The sequence below is a fragment of the Bacillus sp. NEAU-CP5 genome (assembly GCF_026420705.1).
GTDB classification, from domain to species: Bacteria; Bacillota; Bacilli; order Bacillales; family Bacillaceae; genus Bacillus; species Bacillus velezensis.
The window spans coordinates 757,422-772,227 of the sequence record NZ_JAPMOV010000001.1; the positions used below are offsets into that span (position 1 = coordinate 757,422).

General features: G+C 46.1%; 21 protein-coding genes. 5 read left to right on the top strand and 16 right to left on the bottom strand.

Annotated elements, in window-relative coordinates:
* Positions 1–16 precede the first annotated feature (16 nt).
* The 9 genes from OTK50_RS03125 to OTK50_RS03165 form a co-directional block, all read right to left on the bottom strand.
* Complete coding sequence (locus tag OTK50_RS03125) at positions 17–1,315, bottom strand: PBSX family phage terminase large subunit (RefSeq protein WP_045207166.1); 1,299 nt, start codon at positions 1,313–1,315, stop codon at positions 17–19.
* Positions 1,312–2,109, bottom strand: a complete 798-nt coding sequence (locus tag OTK50_RS03130) for a terminase small subunit (protein WP_045207165.1) — start codon at positions 2,107–2,109, stop codon at positions 1,312–1,314. The genes OTK50_RS03125 and OTK50_RS03130 overlap by 4 nt, the downstream gene beginning before the upstream one ends.
* A 112-nt stretch (positions 2,110–2,221) precedes the next feature.
* A complete protein-coding gene (locus OTK50_RS03135) occupies positions 2,222–2,734 on the bottom strand; it encodes a sigma-70 family RNA polymerase sigma factor (protein ID WP_032874577.1) in 513 nt (170 codons plus the stop codon).
* A gap of 106 nt (positions 2,735–2,840) precedes the next feature.
* Complete coding sequence (locus OTK50_RS03140; RefSeq protein WP_003154859.1) at positions 2,841–3,044, bottom strand: XtrA/YqaO family protein; 204 nt, start codon at positions 3,042–3,044, stop codon at positions 2,841–2,843.
* On the bottom strand, positions 3,034–3,375 hold the full coding sequence (locus tag OTK50_RS03145; protein ID WP_045207164.1) for a hypothetical protein: 342 nt from the start codon (positions 3,373–3,375) through the stop codon (positions 3,034–3,036). The genes OTK50_RS03140 and OTK50_RS03145 overlap by 11 nt, the downstream gene beginning before the upstream one ends.
* Before the next feature lie 97 nt (positions 3,376–3,472).
* Entirely contained in the window at positions 3,473–3,640 is a 168-nt protein-coding gene (locus tag OTK50_RS03150; protein ID WP_003154863.1) for a hypothetical protein, read from the bottom strand.
* Complete coding sequence (locus tag OTK50_RS03155) at positions 3,640–4,440, bottom strand: ATP-binding protein (RefSeq protein WP_045207163.1); 801 nt, start codon at positions 4,438–4,440, stop codon at positions 3,640–3,642. The genes OTK50_RS03150 and OTK50_RS03155 overlap by 1 nt, the downstream gene beginning before the upstream one ends.
* Positions 4,340–5,167 (bottom strand): phage portal protein, encoded by an 828-nt coding sequence (locus OTK50_RS03160; RefSeq protein ID WP_224224200.1) that lies wholly within the window; start codon positions 5,165–5,167, stop codon positions 4,340–4,342. The genes OTK50_RS03155 and OTK50_RS03160 overlap by 101 nt, the downstream gene beginning before the upstream one ends.
* Positions 5,157–5,336, bottom strand: a complete 180-nt coding sequence (locus OTK50_RS03165) for a hypothetical protein (RefSeq protein ID WP_029325864.1) — start codon at positions 5,334–5,336, stop codon at positions 5,157–5,159. The genes OTK50_RS03160 and OTK50_RS03165 overlap by 11 nt, the downstream gene beginning before the upstream one ends.
* Before the next feature lie 190 nt (positions 5,337–5,526).
* Here OTK50_RS03165 and xre point away from each other — a divergent pair, with 190 nt between their 5' ends.
* Together xre and OTK50_RS03175 are read left to right on the top strand one after the other, a co-directional pair.
* Positions 5,527–5,865 carry an HTH-type transcriptional regulator Xre gene (gene xre, locus OTK50_RS03170; protein ID WP_003154871.1) on the top strand — a complete coding sequence of 113 codons (339 nt, stop codon included), beginning with the start codon at positions 5,527–5,529 and terminating at the stop codon, positions 5,863–5,865.
* Positions 5,866–6,013: 148 nt separating this feature from the next.
* On the top strand, positions 6,014–6,604 hold the full coding sequence (locus OTK50_RS03175) for an ImmA/IrrE family metallo-endopeptidase (RefSeq protein WP_014417517.1): 591 nt from the start codon (positions 6,014–6,016) through the stop codon (positions 6,602–6,604).
* Here the strand turns inward: OTK50_RS03175 and OTK50_RS03180 are convergent.
* Together OTK50_RS03180 and OTK50_RS03185 are read right to left on the bottom strand one after the other, a co-directional pair.
* Complete coding sequence (locus tag OTK50_RS03180) at positions 6,591–6,716, bottom strand: hypothetical protein (RefSeq protein ID WP_263433484.1); 126 nt, start codon at positions 6,714–6,716, stop codon at positions 6,591–6,593. The two genes, OTK50_RS03175 and OTK50_RS03180, sit on opposite strands and share 14 nt — an antisense overlap.
* Positions 6,706–7,311, bottom strand: a complete 606-nt coding sequence (locus tag OTK50_RS03185; RefSeq protein WP_224224199.1) for a poly-gamma-glutamate hydrolase family protein — start codon at positions 7,309–7,311, stop codon at positions 6,706–6,708. Before OTK50_RS03185 ends, OTK50_RS03180 begins: the two co-directional genes overlap by 11 nt.
* Positions 7,312–7,420: 109 nt before the next feature.
* Here OTK50_RS03185 and OTK50_RS03190 point away from each other — a divergent pair, with 109 nt between their 5' ends.
* A complete protein-coding gene (locus OTK50_RS03190; protein WP_007610770.1) occupies positions 7,421–7,798 on the top strand; it encodes a PH domain-containing protein in 378 nt (125 codons plus the stop codon).
* A gap of 37 nt (positions 7,799–7,835) precedes the next feature.
* Here OTK50_RS03190 and OTK50_RS03195 read toward each other — a convergent pair whose 3' ends face one another.
* The 3 genes from OTK50_RS03195 to OTK50_RS03205 form a co-directional block, all read right to left on the bottom strand.
* Positions 7,836–8,789 (bottom strand): N-acetylmuramoyl-L-alanine amidase, encoded by a 954-nt coding sequence (locus OTK50_RS03195; RefSeq protein ID WP_045207161.1) that lies wholly within the window; start codon positions 8,787–8,789, stop codon positions 7,836–7,838.
* 142 nt (positions 8,790–8,931) lie between these two features.
* Positions 8,932–9,066 carry a PhrA family phosphatase inhibitor gene (locus OTK50_RS03200; protein ID WP_003154881.1) on the bottom strand — a complete coding sequence of 45 codons (135 nt, stop codon included), beginning with the start codon at positions 9,064–9,066 and terminating at the stop codon, positions 8,932–8,934.
* Positions 9,056–10,192, bottom strand: coding sequence for a Rap family tetratricopeptide repeat protein (locus OTK50_RS03205; RefSeq protein WP_087920760.1), 1,137 nt, complete (start codon positions 10,190–10,192; stop codon positions 9,056–9,058). Before OTK50_RS03205 ends, OTK50_RS03200 begins: the two co-directional genes overlap by 11 nt.
* Before the next feature lie 204 nt (positions 10,193–10,396).
* Here OTK50_RS03205 and OTK50_RS03210 point away from each other — a divergent pair, with 204 nt between their 5' ends.
* Together OTK50_RS03210 and OTK50_RS03215 are read left to right on the top strand one after the other, a co-directional pair.
* Complete coding sequence (locus OTK50_RS03210) at positions 10,397–10,864, top strand: DinB family protein (RefSeq protein ID WP_021494037.1); 468 nt, start codon at positions 10,397–10,399, stop codon at positions 10,862–10,864.
* Between the two features lie 144 nt (positions 10,865–11,008).
* Positions 11,009–11,773, top strand: coding sequence for a sulfite exporter TauE/SafE family protein (locus OTK50_RS03215; protein WP_224224198.1), 765 nt, complete (start codon positions 11,009–11,011; stop codon positions 11,771–11,773).
* Positions 11,774–11,806: 33 nt separating this feature from the next.
* Here OTK50_RS03215 and OTK50_RS03220 read toward each other — a convergent pair whose 3' ends face one another.
* Both OTK50_RS03220 and OTK50_RS03225 read right to left on the bottom strand, forming a co-directional pair.
* Entirely contained in the window at positions 11,807–13,300 is a 1,494-nt protein-coding gene (locus OTK50_RS03220) for a UxaA family hydrolase (RefSeq protein WP_224224197.1), read from the bottom strand.
* A complete protein-coding gene (locus tag OTK50_RS03225; RefSeq protein WP_224224196.1) occupies positions 13,297–14,742 on the bottom strand; it encodes a tagaturonate reductase in 1,446 nt (481 codons plus the stop codon). The genes OTK50_RS03220 and OTK50_RS03225 overlap by 4 nt, the downstream gene beginning before the upstream one ends.
* Positions 14,743–14,806 lie beyond the last annotated feature (64 nt).

The following is a 14,806-nucleotide window of genomic DNA, read 5'->3' on the forward strand; positions in this document are numbered from 1 at the left end:
GATAGTTCGGCAACGCCTACCTCCTCCTTTCCCGATTCGGACGTCTCCGTTTTTGTGATGCATCTTTCAAATCCGCCGCGTCATAGTCATCCAGCGCATACCAAATGGCTGAAAGTGTGTGGGGATCAATTGAAAACTCATCTTCCGACAGAACGCCGTTTTTGTTTTTTGCGTACGTTAAGTTCTGCAATTCGCGGATCGTATGTTGACAGCTGTCTGAGCAATAGATATGTTTGAACCGTTTCAGCTTTTTTGTATACTGAAGTCTTGAGCCCGGAAACTTTTTGGCCGCAACCATCCAAAAGCCCTGCCTGCGGAAATATTGGATGCTTTTCGGCTCAGCCGAATCCGCTTTGATCAGCTCTTTTTGATCCGCCAATTCCTGAAGCTCCTCAGCTGTCTGATCATCGGTCATTTTGTTTTTGTAATATTCCCAGAAAATATAAAGGTCTTTTTGATCCGGATCGACGGCAAGCCGGATGACCGCATTGTATGACTCTTCAAAACCGAAATCCATGCCCGTCCGAAACAGGGGGCGCCTGATGGAAGCAATCCGCTCCGTTACTTCGTTGTGCTCCATGACCTGAAACTGCGGAAACACGCGGATGCCATTGACGCCGAACTGTCCTTTGCGGGCGATCCGGTACAAATCAGGATCGTAATGCCGTAAGCTGTCCAGCTGCTTAATATAGCTTTTCGGCAAAAACAGATTATCGCACGCTGTGGAATGGTGGTAATACGTATCTCCCTTAACGACGGTGCCTTTTTCATACAGCGTCTGATCATCCAATACGAACCGTTTTTTTTGGTCATCACGGAAAAAATGCCGGTACGTCCAATTGGAGGTGCCGACGGGATTTGTGGTGCATATCATATGAAGCGAAAGCTCGGGATGGCGCAGACGCCCGATCAGCTCCTTAAATCCTTCATACTTCACTTCAGAGCATTCTTCAATCCAAATCAGTGAAATATGATGAATGGATTTCAATTTGGCCGGGTTGTCCATCCCTTTAAACATAATCCGGCTTCCGTTTGAAAATCTCAGCTGCATCGGCGAAGACACGGCCTTTACGGCATGTCCCAGCTCAAGCTCCCCGATAATATCTTCAAACAAGGCAAAAGTAGAATCTCTGTGCGTATCGAAAACTTCCCGCACGACAAGCGCCGTCCGCTTTTCACGAAGCAGCTTCAGGATGATTTTCAGCGCGGTATGATAGCTTTTTGACGAGCCATAGCCTCCGACGAGAAATTGGTACGTTTCATTCCAATTGAACAAATAATCTTCAAAGCGCGGGTTAACCGCTTTTTCAATCATGACCGTTCCTCTTTCCGCGTAATGACAATGTCAATCGGCTTTTGGCTGTCTTCTGTTTTTTCCATCTTCTGCTGTGCCAGCTTTAATTTTTCATTTTCGATTTTTTGTTTAAATTGATCGGGGAAAAGGTCAAAGTACAAGGACAGCTTTTCAAGAGCCTTCATCTTGTCGGCAAGCTTGATTGCAATGCCCTCTTTTCCGAGTTTTGCTTCTGTGACGATGGTTCCGTCCAGAAGGTGCGAATCTTTAACATCAACGTAGCTGATTTCCTGCATAATCGGATTATCATTTTCGTCAAAGAGCGGCCCTGATTTTCCGAAGGCCTGAACCTCTTTTTTTCCGAAGGTTACATAATCAGTAATGTCGGCGAAAGCGATTTTCACATAGACTTGAAGAACGTCCATCGCTTCGACAAACACTTTATTGACCATTTCCTTTTTCATGCGGCTGATTTCTTTGGCGACTTTTTCGTTTTTTAACAGCCTGCTTCCCGTCACATGCGCGCTTTCCGGTGAATACCCGGCTTTTATCGCAGATTGGGTGGCGTTAAAGCTTTTCACATAATAAAGACAAAACAGCCGCTGGCGTTCGTTTAACTCATCAACTTCGCCCGGGGTGTTTTTTCCGCCGCTTTCCGCGTTCTTATGGAGCGCCTCGTCCCAGCGCCCTTCTTTTTTCCATCTGCCGATCGTTCTTGCGGATACGCCTGATTTGCCGGCAAGGGCGCGATTTGTGATGCGGCCTTTATGAGACTGATAGATTGTAAATGCCTGTTCTCTTTTTGCGTTTTTCATGCTACGGCATCACCGCCACCTCCGACATGATTGTCTATAATAAAAAGCGGCTTCTAATCGGGCCGCTTTTTGTGATCGTCTATTCACTTCTAGGTGGCAAACGTATGACAACTTATGAAGCAGGCGATTGATTTCTTTGTTCCTGCTGTTTTTGAATTTTTAGAAGCGCCCGTTTGACCGTCGTCTGTACGGTTGATTTCTTTACGTTCAGCAAGGCGGCGATCCGTTCATACGAAAAGCATTCCGCTTTGTGGAGCAGCAGCATTTCTTTTTCTCTATCCGTTAAAACGGCTAATGCGTCCCGCAGTCTGATTCTGTCTTCTTCAGTCACATTTGCGGAAGGTTCAAACATCAGCGCCTGTGAATACGTTTCTATGATTCTAGGATCTTTAATCAGCATTCTCTGATAAGCGTCTCTGCGGTCTATCGCTCTTCTTATGCCGGGCTGCCGGCCTTTTTCAAGCCATTCGATGACATATTCCACATCTGTAATGATCGTTCTGATGATTTTTTTATCTTTCAGTTCTTCTGAAGTAAGCATCGTTTCATCGGCTTCCTCCAGCTGCTTGTACCACTTTTTCGTCTCTTTCAGCGTGCGTTTATATTCAAATAGTAAGTCTTCCATGTAGATCCTCCTCTTTTTCGGAACAAAAAAAGGACACCAACCAATGCGCAGCATGTGCGCGATTGATCAGTGTCCGCAGGCTTTCCGTCTTGGACGTATTCTGTTTTTAATTCAATTTAAAGCCGATTTCATATTCGACCCGGGCCAGATCCCCTTTTCGCGTTTCGACAAGCGTTTTGCCGTGCTCCGGCGCTTCGGCGAGCCATGCTTCCTTCTTCAGTCCGTCTACAATAATCACCCGAACCTTGCCTTCTTCCAGCTGGCTTTTTAATGTTGTATGTTCAATGTCAGTCAGTTTTTTAGGATTCATGTTTTACGTCCTCCGTCTTTTTCAGGATGTTTACTTCATGTATGAGGCTTCCGAGCTCATTTATGAACGCTTCTTTTTCTTCAGAACTTTCTCCCCGGAGCAGGCGGAGAGCCGTTTCGGCCGCCTCAAAAAGTTCCGGGGCTTTCGCCATCAATGCCGCGTTGATCTGCTGTGAGTATGAACTTAAGTTGAAAACGGCCGCGATGAGCCTTCCGTTTGAATAAGGGAACTTCTCTTTATCCGCTTCGCTGTAAGCGGAATAAATGTAAATGGGTTTTTCTTCTCCGCTGTTTACGGCCCGCCATGGAGCGGGGCTGTGTTTTTCTTGCAATGGTTATCCTCACTTTCCATCAGCCTCATGCCATGCTTCAATTTGCTTTTCTATCCGTTTCGCCCTGAACAGCAGGCAAAAAAGCCATTTGATATATTTATACACGTGCATCAAGCCTCGCTTTTGCGTCTTGAACCATTCGCTCAAGACGTTTAATGACCGGCGTTAAATCAGTGCCTGTTTTGCAGTTCGGGCAAGGGTGAAAGACAGCGCCGAAACCCGTTTCCGTCACAATGACCTTCTTCGGCCCGCACAGCTTACACATTATCTCGCCCCCTCTAATCTGTGGTTTACGTCAAATGAATTGCCATTAATGATGACTAAATAATCGCTGCACATCTCATAAATTCTTGTGCCTAAGGCTTCATCAACCTGCACCAGTCCGTCACAGGCCAGCTCGCTCGAGATAAGAACCGGCTTATGATTTAAATAGCGGTAATTCACGACGGCGTACATTTGTTCAATCTGCCAATCGGTCGCCCGGGGTTTTCCGTTCAGCGGTTTGAACAGATCGTCAATAAAAAGCACATCCGCCTGTTTCATACGGCCAAGCTTTTCATCAAGCAGATCAAAATCATTTTTTAAATCCGTAAAGCCCTCCACAAAAGGAAAATACAGCACCGGTGTCTGCTTCTGTCTCATGACATAATTGCTGAGAGCGGTCAAAAGATGGGTTTTTCCCGACCCCGGACGCCCTAAAAGGGCAATGCTGTTTTTCCGGCAGTTTTTAATCTTGTCGAAGTTTTCAACATATTCAAGGGCGCACTCATATGCGTCGACGACTGCCTGAGGCTTGCCCCGCGTGATAAATCCTTTGAAATCCAGCTTCCGAAAGGCGCCTGTAATCTCACTTGCGCTGAGGATGCGCTCTGCTTTTCGTTCGGCGGCGCAGCAGCACTTAACCCACACATCTATTCCAAGCTGGTTTTTGAGATAACCGCCCTGATCTTTACAGAGCGGACAGTCAAAGCGGCTTTCGTCTGATTCTTCCGGTCTGTCCGCCAGTAATGGACGTTTTCCGTTTTTCAGGTCGGCCAGTATCTGCTCGATCGTTCGTTTTGTCATGTATCGTATTCCTCTCTTTTTTTGTTGTGATTGTCCTTCCCGCAATTCGTGCATTCAAGCGGTCTTCCATATACTTGGCGCAATAGCTGAAAGCCTTGATCGTTTCAGCTGAAGAGGTGCGCCGCTGTTCAAAAGCGGTAAAGCATTCGCCGAGCCATTTGATTGCTTCTTGTGCTGACGCACCGAGGGAAACAATACGGGCGATGGCCTGATAATCCCGGGGCGACGGGTATACGCTCCGCCCCTCCTGTGCAGACCTTAATCTGATAAAATGGGCGGCAATGTCGTTAATCGCTTCTTCAGCAGTATGATTTTTTGTTATATCTATTTCTCTCCGGACATTTTTGTCCCGGTGATCCGCCGATATTGTCCGGTCTGTGACTTCCGGGCGGGTCAATGTCTTTTTCTGCGTGAATCTTTTCGAGTACTTTACGGAGACGATGAGTCCGTAAGGGGCGCGGACGGTTTTGATATATTCATGCTGTTCCAAAACCTCAAGCCACCGTCTGACGGTTTTTTCGCTGACGGCAAATACGTCGGCCATTTCTTTTGCTTTTACGGGCTTATGTCCGAGGACGATCCCCCACTTTATGCCGTCTTTTACGTGTTCCTTTGTCGTTGAGCTGATGAACCATAAAAACAGCCATATGGCGGACCCTATTTTGTCATAATGTTCTGAATTCAATAATCCGGAATAGATGAAAAACGGGTAGCTTTTACGATTCATATTGGACGTCTCCGTTTGTCTTCAGACTTATATAGCGTTCATACTGCAATCGGTTATCAAATCGGAATACCGGTAGTCCGCAAGCGGTAAAAGATATCGAACCGCCTGCTTTTCCTAAACATCTCTGATCAGCCGGATTGCTGCTGAAACGGATGATTATCGGCTGCATCTCTCACCCTCCTGATCAATTTCTTATCGTAATTTGATACATCTCGTATCCTTATGATGTTGATTATATATGATACAGTTCGTATCATCAAGACCTTTTTGATACTTTTTTTATCATCACTTTATTTTGATACATTTTGTATCTATAATCATAAGTAACTTAGGGTGTTGAAAAAAGAGAGGTCATTCGGATGATAGGCGGAAGATTAAAGAGTCTCAGAGGAAAGAAAACGCAGGAAGAAGTCGCAAATCATATCGGTGTCTCGCGCGCCAGATATTCTCATTATGAAAACGGCCGATCTGAACCCGATTACGACACGCTGCAAAAGCTTGCGGATTATTTCAAAGTGTCGACTGATTATTTGTTAACCGGAAAAGAACCTTCAGATGAAGACATGTTTGCCGATCCCGACCTGCAGATCGCATATCGGGACATGCAGGACTTTTCCCCGGAAAGCAAGCAGCAGGCCATTGAATTCATTAATTATTTAAAAGAAAAAGAGAAAAACCGCAGGCCGAAACATAAATAATCCGCTCTTTTCCTTTAAACTGCTTAACGTTCAGCCGATATAAAAGCTGAATGTTTATTTTTAAAAGAAAAGGGAATTGATTCAAAGTCCGATCAGGGCTTTTCTTTCTCGCTTAAAAAAGAACATATGTTCGAAAGGGTGTATTCAATTGGGCGATTTTTTAACACATCTTGAGGAATACGTCAAAAACTTATATTGCCGCATGGGAATGACCGCCCCTCTCCATATTGATATGCAGATGATTGCCAAGGAGCTTGACATTTGGATTCATTTTGAAGATACGCACAGTATGATGCTGAAGCGGGACGGCATGTACAGCATCGTCCTGAATCAAAAAAAGTCACCCGAAGAGCAATGGCAGGATTTTGCGCACGAACTGTGCCACGTGCTGAAGCATACCGGCAACCATTTTCATATGAACAAGCTGTTCAGGGAACTGCAGGAATTTCAGGCCAACCATTTTATGTACCACTTCTGTGTGCCGACCTTTATGCTGTTAAACATGGAGCTTCCCCAGCGGAGGAGCCACGCCGTCATTTTAATCGCAGCCGCTTTCCGGGTGACGGCATCATTTGCGGAAAAAAGGCTGGAGCTGTTTGAACGGCGTAAAGCAGGTATTCAATTTCAGAAGCGGCTCACTTGTCTGTTATCCGACAAGCGGCCGAATGGGTATTATGAAAGCGGACAGACACACTTGCATGCCGCTGAGGAAAAAACGCCGTATTTTATTGAAAATTAGCGATTCTCCGCCGGCAGAGTGTCAGCATTTTAAATCCGTGCTGCCCGCCAAGCACTTCTTGCGCCGCATAGCTCCAGTGAATGTAAGAACGGGCCCCCTGTTCATTTATCATAAAAACCGGCCTTCACGGCTTCTACATACCGAAAAAACAGATCGGTTGGCGTATATTTTTCTCCCCGGCAGCCAAAATTGCTGAACAGCGCGTGTCTCTGCGCCGTGCTCACTTCCAATTGCAGCCCCATTTTCCTTTTTGTCCGATTGACAATGTTGCCGGGATTTACACCTGCCAGCCGATCATTCTTCTCTGTCAGCTCGGCATCAAATCCCGCTTCACGCAGCAGATCACAAATCAGTCTTGCTTTTTCCAGATCCGCGCCCCCGACGAGTGTATTTGCCTTTTTCAGATCATGATACCCATGAAAAGCCAATGCGTAATGATGGGCGGTCACTTTTTCTAAAGCCAGGGGTTCGTCAAAGCGTGTGCTTGTCAAATGGAGAGAACGGTTATCGCACCGCTTCGTTCCTTCAAATAAATAAATTGAGCTTTGGTCAGAAAATACCCGCACCAGCTCACTGACTCCCGGCTCAATCCTGCCGCCGTGGGGAGCGAGGACGATACATTTACTTCCCTCTTTTTCTTCATAAATAATTCTGTATTCTGATTCAGCAGCTGAAAGGGCTGCGAAATTGTCATATCTATCTTTCATGTGTAACATGCTCTCCTTTTCCAGTCAGCACCAGTTTACTCTACTCATCTGGGAATGGAAACCTTTTTATAGTATGATTTGATAGAATACTTAACAGGGGGGATATATCATGGGGTTCATCAATGGATTGCTGGGCAATGCGTCAACAATATCGACGGCTGAAGCAAAAGCAGAACTGGCCCGTATTCTGCTGGAAGGTGAGAATGTCAACGCCGCATTTAAGCTTGTCCGAGATATCATTGTCTTTACGGATAAGCGTCTTATTCTTGTTGATAAACAGGGACTCACGGGGAAGAAAACGGAGATTCAATCCATTCCGTACAAGAGCATTTCCAGATTCAGCGTAGAAACCGCCGGCCGCTTTGACCTTGATTCAGAGCTGAAAATTTGGATTTCAGGCGCGGAACTTCCCGCTGTCTCAAAGCAGTTTAAAAAAGATGAAAGCATTTATGATATTCAAAAGGCCCTTGCCGCAGTTTGTATGTAAGAAGAAACGGAAGCCCGGGGAGCTTCCGTTTTATTGATTACAGTTTTTCTTCTATTTTCGCCTTCGTTTTCGGACCGTAAATTCCGTCTGCCGTTAATCCGCTGACGGATTGAAAACGTTTTACGGCATTTGCCGTTTTCGGGCCGTAAACGCCGTCCGCCCCATGATTTTTTGCTCCTTTATCGGGATAAAAATAAAGAGCGGATAAAGCGTTTTGCACTTGTTTTACGTTCTCCCCTTTCGTCAGCGGTTTCGTCACTTTGATCACACCGGATGGAAGCGGATAGGAAGACACAGCCTGACTTTTTGAAGAAGAACCCGTCTGAGCGAGCTTGATCACTTGTCCGACTGTAATGTGATTCGGATCGGTGATATGGTTGATGCTTTGCAGCGATTTTACGCTGACACCGTGCGATGCGGCGATTTCCGATAAGGTGTCGCCTTTTTTCACATGGTATTCAGACGCGGAAGAAGAAATAGAGGCTTTTTTCGCCGGCATACTCCCGCTTAATTTCTTTTCAATCTTCGCCTTCACTTCATCCCAGCGGCCTTCAGACAAAATGCGGTGCGGGCAGTACTTTCCGTTCCAGTCCTGATGCTTTCTGATTCTGTCAATCCCCCAGCCCCGTTCTTTCAAAAGCTGCGCCGCAAACGCAATTGCCAGTTCTTCTGCAGCTCTGTACCGTTCGCCGCCTGACTTACTGTAACAGATTTCTATAGCAATCGACTTACGGTTTCCGGTACCGTTCGTGCCGTCTCCCGAATGCCAGGCATTCCGGTCCAACGGAATTCCCTGGATCACTTCTTTGTCATCAACCGCAAAATGATAGCTCGTTGATTCGCTGTTTCCCGTCATATAGCTGATTTCATTAGCTGCGGATGCGTCGTTTGCCGTGTTATGAATGGTAATATACTCCGGTGTCATCGGATTCGGACATTTTAACGCATATTTATCAGCCGATACGAGCCGTTTTTTCACTTCAATCCCCACTCTTCATCTCTCCTTATGCCTTTTTCATCAATAGGTGGCATTCGTAGGACAGATAACTTGAGCATATAGACCCCGCATTCGGATAAAAATGGAATGGATACGCATGCAAAAAATAAGACCCTTCCAAAGAAGGGTCTTTATGTTATGTTTGGTTGCGCGCGGCAATATGGAATGTGCCGTCCGCTTGGTTTTCCAAATGGCTTTCATGGCCGATCACCTGTGTAAAGCTGAACCCGACAGCAACAAGCAGCAATCCTGACAACAGTTTAGATTTCATATAGACAATCTCCTCTCTGGATTTGTTTTTGGGCGTGCACCATTTTTTCATAAAACGTGAGCGCTTTTTCAGGCTGTCCGTGTTTCATGTAAAATTTGGCAGCGTCATGCGCCAATTCTTCCACATACGGATACAGCATGTGTTCTTCCAGAAAATCAAACGTGTGCCTGACGGATGCGTTATCCATTTCCTTGCCGTATAACGCATGTAAAAATTGGAACAGATTCACAAACAATTCATCATTGTATTCGCGGGCGATACTGAGCCCGAGGCGATATTGCTTCTCTGCTTCGGCTGTAGTGTTCTGTTTATAAAGAACCTGTGTTAATGAGTAAATAGAATGCGGAAGATTATCGAACTTTTCTGACCTGCAAATGGAAACGGATGTCTCAAAATATTCGGCTGCTTTAGAGAGGTCTCCCATTTTTTCGTAACAGTTTCCGAGATTATATAAGGCTGAACTGATAAGACGGGGATTGCCTTCTTGTTTTGCAAGATCTAAAGCAAGTTCTAAGTGGGGCAATGCTCTTTCTGGATACTGCATGTCATCATAATTCCCTGCAATAACGAATTCACATTGGATTCTGCGGACGTTGTACGTCTCATACGATTGGTACGTTTCAAGGGCTTGAACGGCATAACTCATGGAGACGTAGGTTTGTTTCAGGTTGTAAAATATCTCGGCCATTTTAAAAGCAAACTCAGCTTTCTCGATGTCATCAGAAACGAGTGCAAGGTTTTTTTCAGCCCGTTTGTAATACATCATGGCGTTTAGGAACATTTTCTGTTTAAATTCGTACATTCCTCGAAAAAAATTAAAGTAGTAATCAAGCAGTCCTGTCAGTTTATACTGGTTGCCTTCAATGTCTTCCAATAATTCTGAAAACTCAGGCTGAGAAGGGTCCTCCTTTAAGGGCTTGATGTAATCCAGCATGACACGGTGTCTGAATTCCATTAATGAATAATACAGCAGCAGATCCTGATCTTCTTCCATATCCTCGATCTCTCTCTCTACTTCACGTTTGACGCGCTCCGCCTCAAGGACGTGAAACTGCCGGATATGGGTATACCATTCATTAATTTTGAGCCCGACAAAAGAGGACGGAATAGTCTGCTTCATCCTCAATAAATCCCCCCTTTTGGAATGACCGAGATATGTCATATTTTATCATATTTGCTAGAAAAAGAAGAACGCAAAAAGACCGCAATTGTCGAATTTCGGATATCCGCAACGATTTATCTCCGTCACAAGCTTATTGCTTGTTTCTTCCGTGCCGTTGATATAGCATATCCTTGCAGCTTTTATTCTGTATTAAATGGGGGTTTTCACATGACAGCACAAAATCAATTGGTCAGCCACTTTCTGTCACATCGAAACGTGACGATTGAACTGGCGGAAAAAATCAGCCGCGAGCATTACGACTACAAACCGGCAGAGACATCAATGTCCGCTCAGGAACTTGTAAAACACATCGTTTATTCTTTTCTTATGTTTGCAAACGTCATTAACGACGGAAACGGATCAGCCATCCAGAACAAACCGAAAGAAGAAGCGGAAACAGACCTCGTCAAACTGGCGGAAGCATGTACTGAAAAAACGACAGACATCCTGTCACAGCTGACTGAAGAGCAGCTGAACCGCGAAATTGACCTGACCGCCTCTTTCGGCAGAAAAGTGACCGGCGCTGCTCTCCTTCAGCTTGCCATGGAGCATGAAATTCATCATAAAGGCAATCTTTTCGTGTATGTCAGAGAAATGGGCCACACGGAACTTCCGTTTTATCAGCAAAAATCATAATCCGGCCATCCGCCGGTCTGCGACATAACAGCAGGCTGGCGGATTTTTTGTTCTGTATAAAATTTTCCGAAAATTTAATTGATTACCGCCTCTTAATCATATATAATCTGATAAAAATAGTAGGATTATTCAGGAGGCACACAGATGACTGTAAGCATTGTGTTTATGGGTTTCTTTGTCGGAACGCTTGTCGGATTGACGGGTGTGGGAGGAGCGGCGCTTTTGACTCCTTTACTGATCGTTTTGGGGATCAACCCCTCAATCGCCGTCGGCACTGACCTTTTATATAACTCCATCACCAAACTGTTCGGTGTCGTTTCTCATTGGAAGCAGCGCACCGTTCAATTTAAACTTGTCGGCTATTTGGCGCTCGGGAGCGTTCCCAGCGCAACAGCCGCCATCGGTGTTCTTCACTTGTTTCCCGCTTTTCACCAGCATCAGGAGCAGATTATCAAACAGGCGCTCGGCTACGTGCTGACCCTTGTCGCCATTTCCATTATCGCCCGCCTTTTTTTCGATAAAAAACTGCGGCCGAACCGCTGGCAGCAAAAAACGCTTGAAGAAAAGCGGACACTCATGATACTGATCGGCGTCATTTTCGGCTTCATCGTCGGCCTGACATCTATTGGGTCCGGCTCGTTATTTGCAATCGCCATGTTATACCTGTTCAGAATGAAAACGGCAGAAGTAGTGGGAACGGATATCGCACATGCCTTTCTGCTCGTAACGGCTGCCGGTCTGTTAAACGCAAGCTTCGGAAGCGTCGATTACCTGCTTGTATTGAATCTGTTGATCGGCTCTGTGCCGGGTGTGCTTCTCGGCAGCTTCTTTTCGCCGAAATTCTCACCGCGCCCGCTGCAGTTTGTGATGGCGGCGATTATTTTAATCAGCGGAATAAAATTAATATAAAAAAGGCGGTCTGTTGTCAGATCGCCCTTTCCCTTATAACGTCACACCGGACTTGAAAATTGCAAGCTCCCGAAAATCGTTTTTTTCGTTATTGACGAATTCTCCGCTTGCAACTTTAATAATGTATTGAATAAAATCTCTTACAATGTGATCTTCTGTTGTTTGGTCTTCCGCCAATCTGCCCGCGTCGTAATCAATCCAATGAGGCTTTGATTGAAATAAATCAGTATTTGTTGATACTTTCACAGTCGGGACAAATGTGCCGAACGGCGTGCCTCTTCCGGTTGTAAACAAAACGATGTGACAGCCCGCCGCGGCGAGCGCTGAAGAAGCGATTAAATCATTGCCGGGCGCACTGAGCAGTGTCAATCCCTTTGTTTTCAGTGTTTCACCGTATGTCAGCACATCAGAAACCGGTGCAAGACCGGCTTTTTGGGTGCAGCCGAGCGACTTGTCTTCGAGCGTTGAAATGCCGCCTTCCTTATTCCCTGGTGACGGGTTTTCATAAATCGGCTGCTCGTGCTTCATAAAATATTGCTTGAAATCATTGATCAATCGGACTGTTTTATGAAACACTTCTTCACTCGCCGCACGCTGCATGAGAATCGTCTCAGCGCCGAACATCTCAGGCACCTCCGTTAAAACCGTGCTCCCTCCCTGTGCAATCAAGTAATCTGAAAATCTCCCTAATAAAGGGTTTGCCGTGATGCCGGAAAAACCGTCCGACCCGCCGCATTTCAATCCGATGCTCAATTCTGACAGCGGAATCTCCTCACGTTTATCTTCCTTTGCCGCAAGGTGTATCTCTTTAAGAAGCGCAGTCCCCGCTTCAATTTCATCTGTGACAGCCTGTGATTCGAGAAATTTCACCCGATCTCCATTCACTTCAGAAAGCGCTTTCCTAATCGCCGCCAGCTCATTATTTTCACAGCCGAGCCCTAAAACCAGCACACCGCCCGCATTTGGATGACGGATGGCGTTCATCAGCATTTGTTTCGTATTCTCATGATCATCGCCAAGCTGGGAGCAGCCGTATTGGTGCTTTAAAACCAGCACATTGTCAAAGGGCGCAATGTCTTTCGCCTCTTTTACGAAGCGCTGCAGGATTTTCTCAGCGACGCCGTTTACGCAGCCGACTGTAGGTACGATCCACAGTTCATTTCGGACGCCGGATGTACCGTTTTCTCTTCTGTAGCCTTTAAATGTCCGGTTCTCATTTGTAAAAGGATTGTCCTCGAAGCGCGGTGAATACGTGTATTCTTGCACATCGGATAAATTCGTTTGCAGATTATGGGTATGAATATGCTCGCCGGCCGAAATCCGCCTTGTTGCACGCCCGATCGAAAAACCGTATTTAATGATGCTGCCGTTTTCTTCAATGGTTTGCAGCGCGATTTTATGCCCCCGCTTTACAGAGTCCTTCACTTCAATCGTCAGTCCGTCTGTATGCAGCCGCTCCCCTTTGTTAAAATGGCGCATGGCGAGAAGCACGTTATCGTTTTTATGGATTTTTATGACCTCTTTCATTTCACTTCCCCCTTTTTTCCGCAGTATTCATGTAACGCATGCTTCATACCCCGCTTATGAATGACAGACAGAAAAAAAGCCGTTCGTTCAGTCAGCCCCGGAAGATGATTCAGATTCTCCCCCCACAATCGCTCTTCTCCTAATATGGCAGATGCCGCTTGAAACATATCATCTTTGCAACGGGACCGCGCCATTTGAAAACGGTGAAGAACCTCCTCGCCGTCAGCCGGGTTGTTCGGTCCGTTCCAGTATGAATAGATCATGGCGCTGAACGAAAATACCAGCTTCTCAGGTAGCCGGCCCTCCTGTTCGATATAAGCCTTCAGCGTCGGCAGGTTTCTTGTTTTGAATTTCACGGCAGCGTTAAGGGTAATGCTTTGCAGATAATGTTGGATATAAGGGTTTTTAAACCGCTGTAACACATCTGCCGCGTATTGGGTGACACCCTCCATTTGCAGCACAGGGAGGATTTCTTCATTGATCAGCTCTTCGATGAACCTGCCCGTCACCTCGTGCTCAGCCGCTTCCCGGACGGTTTGCAGTCCGTATAGTAAAGCCACTGGCGCCAATGCCGTATGAGCGCCGTTTAAGATTCTCACCTTTTTTGTCCTGTAAGGCGTAAGGTCAGACGTAATCAGTGCGTTCAGCCCGGCCTCAGCAAAAGGAAGCTCATTCTGAAGCTGTTCCGGCCCTTCTATCACCCACAAATAATAATGCTCACCAACCACAAGCAGACGGTCTTCGTACCCGAGAAAATTGGTAAGTTCTTCTACGGTATCAACAGGGAATCCGGGAACAATCCGATCCACGAGGGTATTGCAGAAGATGTTCGCGGCATGAATCCATTGAGTAAAATCAGGCTCCAGCTCCCACAGCCCGGCATATTGAAGCACGGCAGCCTTCAGTTTCCGTCCGTTTTCTTCGACCAGTTCACATGGAAGCACAATGCACCCTTTCTCGGCGTCACCCGCAAATGCCTTATAGCGGAAATAAAGGAACGCCGCTAATTTCCCGGGGAATGTTTTTTGAGGTCTATCCTCAAGCCGGTCGCCTTTCCCAAACGTAATTCCCGCTTCTGTCGTATTGGAAATGATAAAACGAAGCTCCTCTTGTGCTGCCAGCCGTTTAAAGGAATCATAGTCAGAAAAAAGATCAATGCCGCGGCTGATGGATTTGACGATCGTGTGTTCTTCAGCCGGTTTCCCGTCCTTTATCCCCTGCAAAAAAAGCGTAAATAAACCGTCCTGCTCGTTTAAACGTTTGATTTTCTCAGAGCCTCTCGGCTGTACGGCGACAACGCTTCCGTTAAAATCCGTCAATTGATTCAATTGATCGATCTGCCAGTCTGCGAAGGCCCGCAAAAAATTGCCTTCGCCGAACTGAAGGACTTTTTCAGGATATTGAATGTATTCGCCGCACATCTTTTTATTCAGCTGCCGCAAGCTGTCCGCCTCCTTCTGTATTTATGCACACGTTAACATTTTCCTGTACGAAAACCCGGATAAT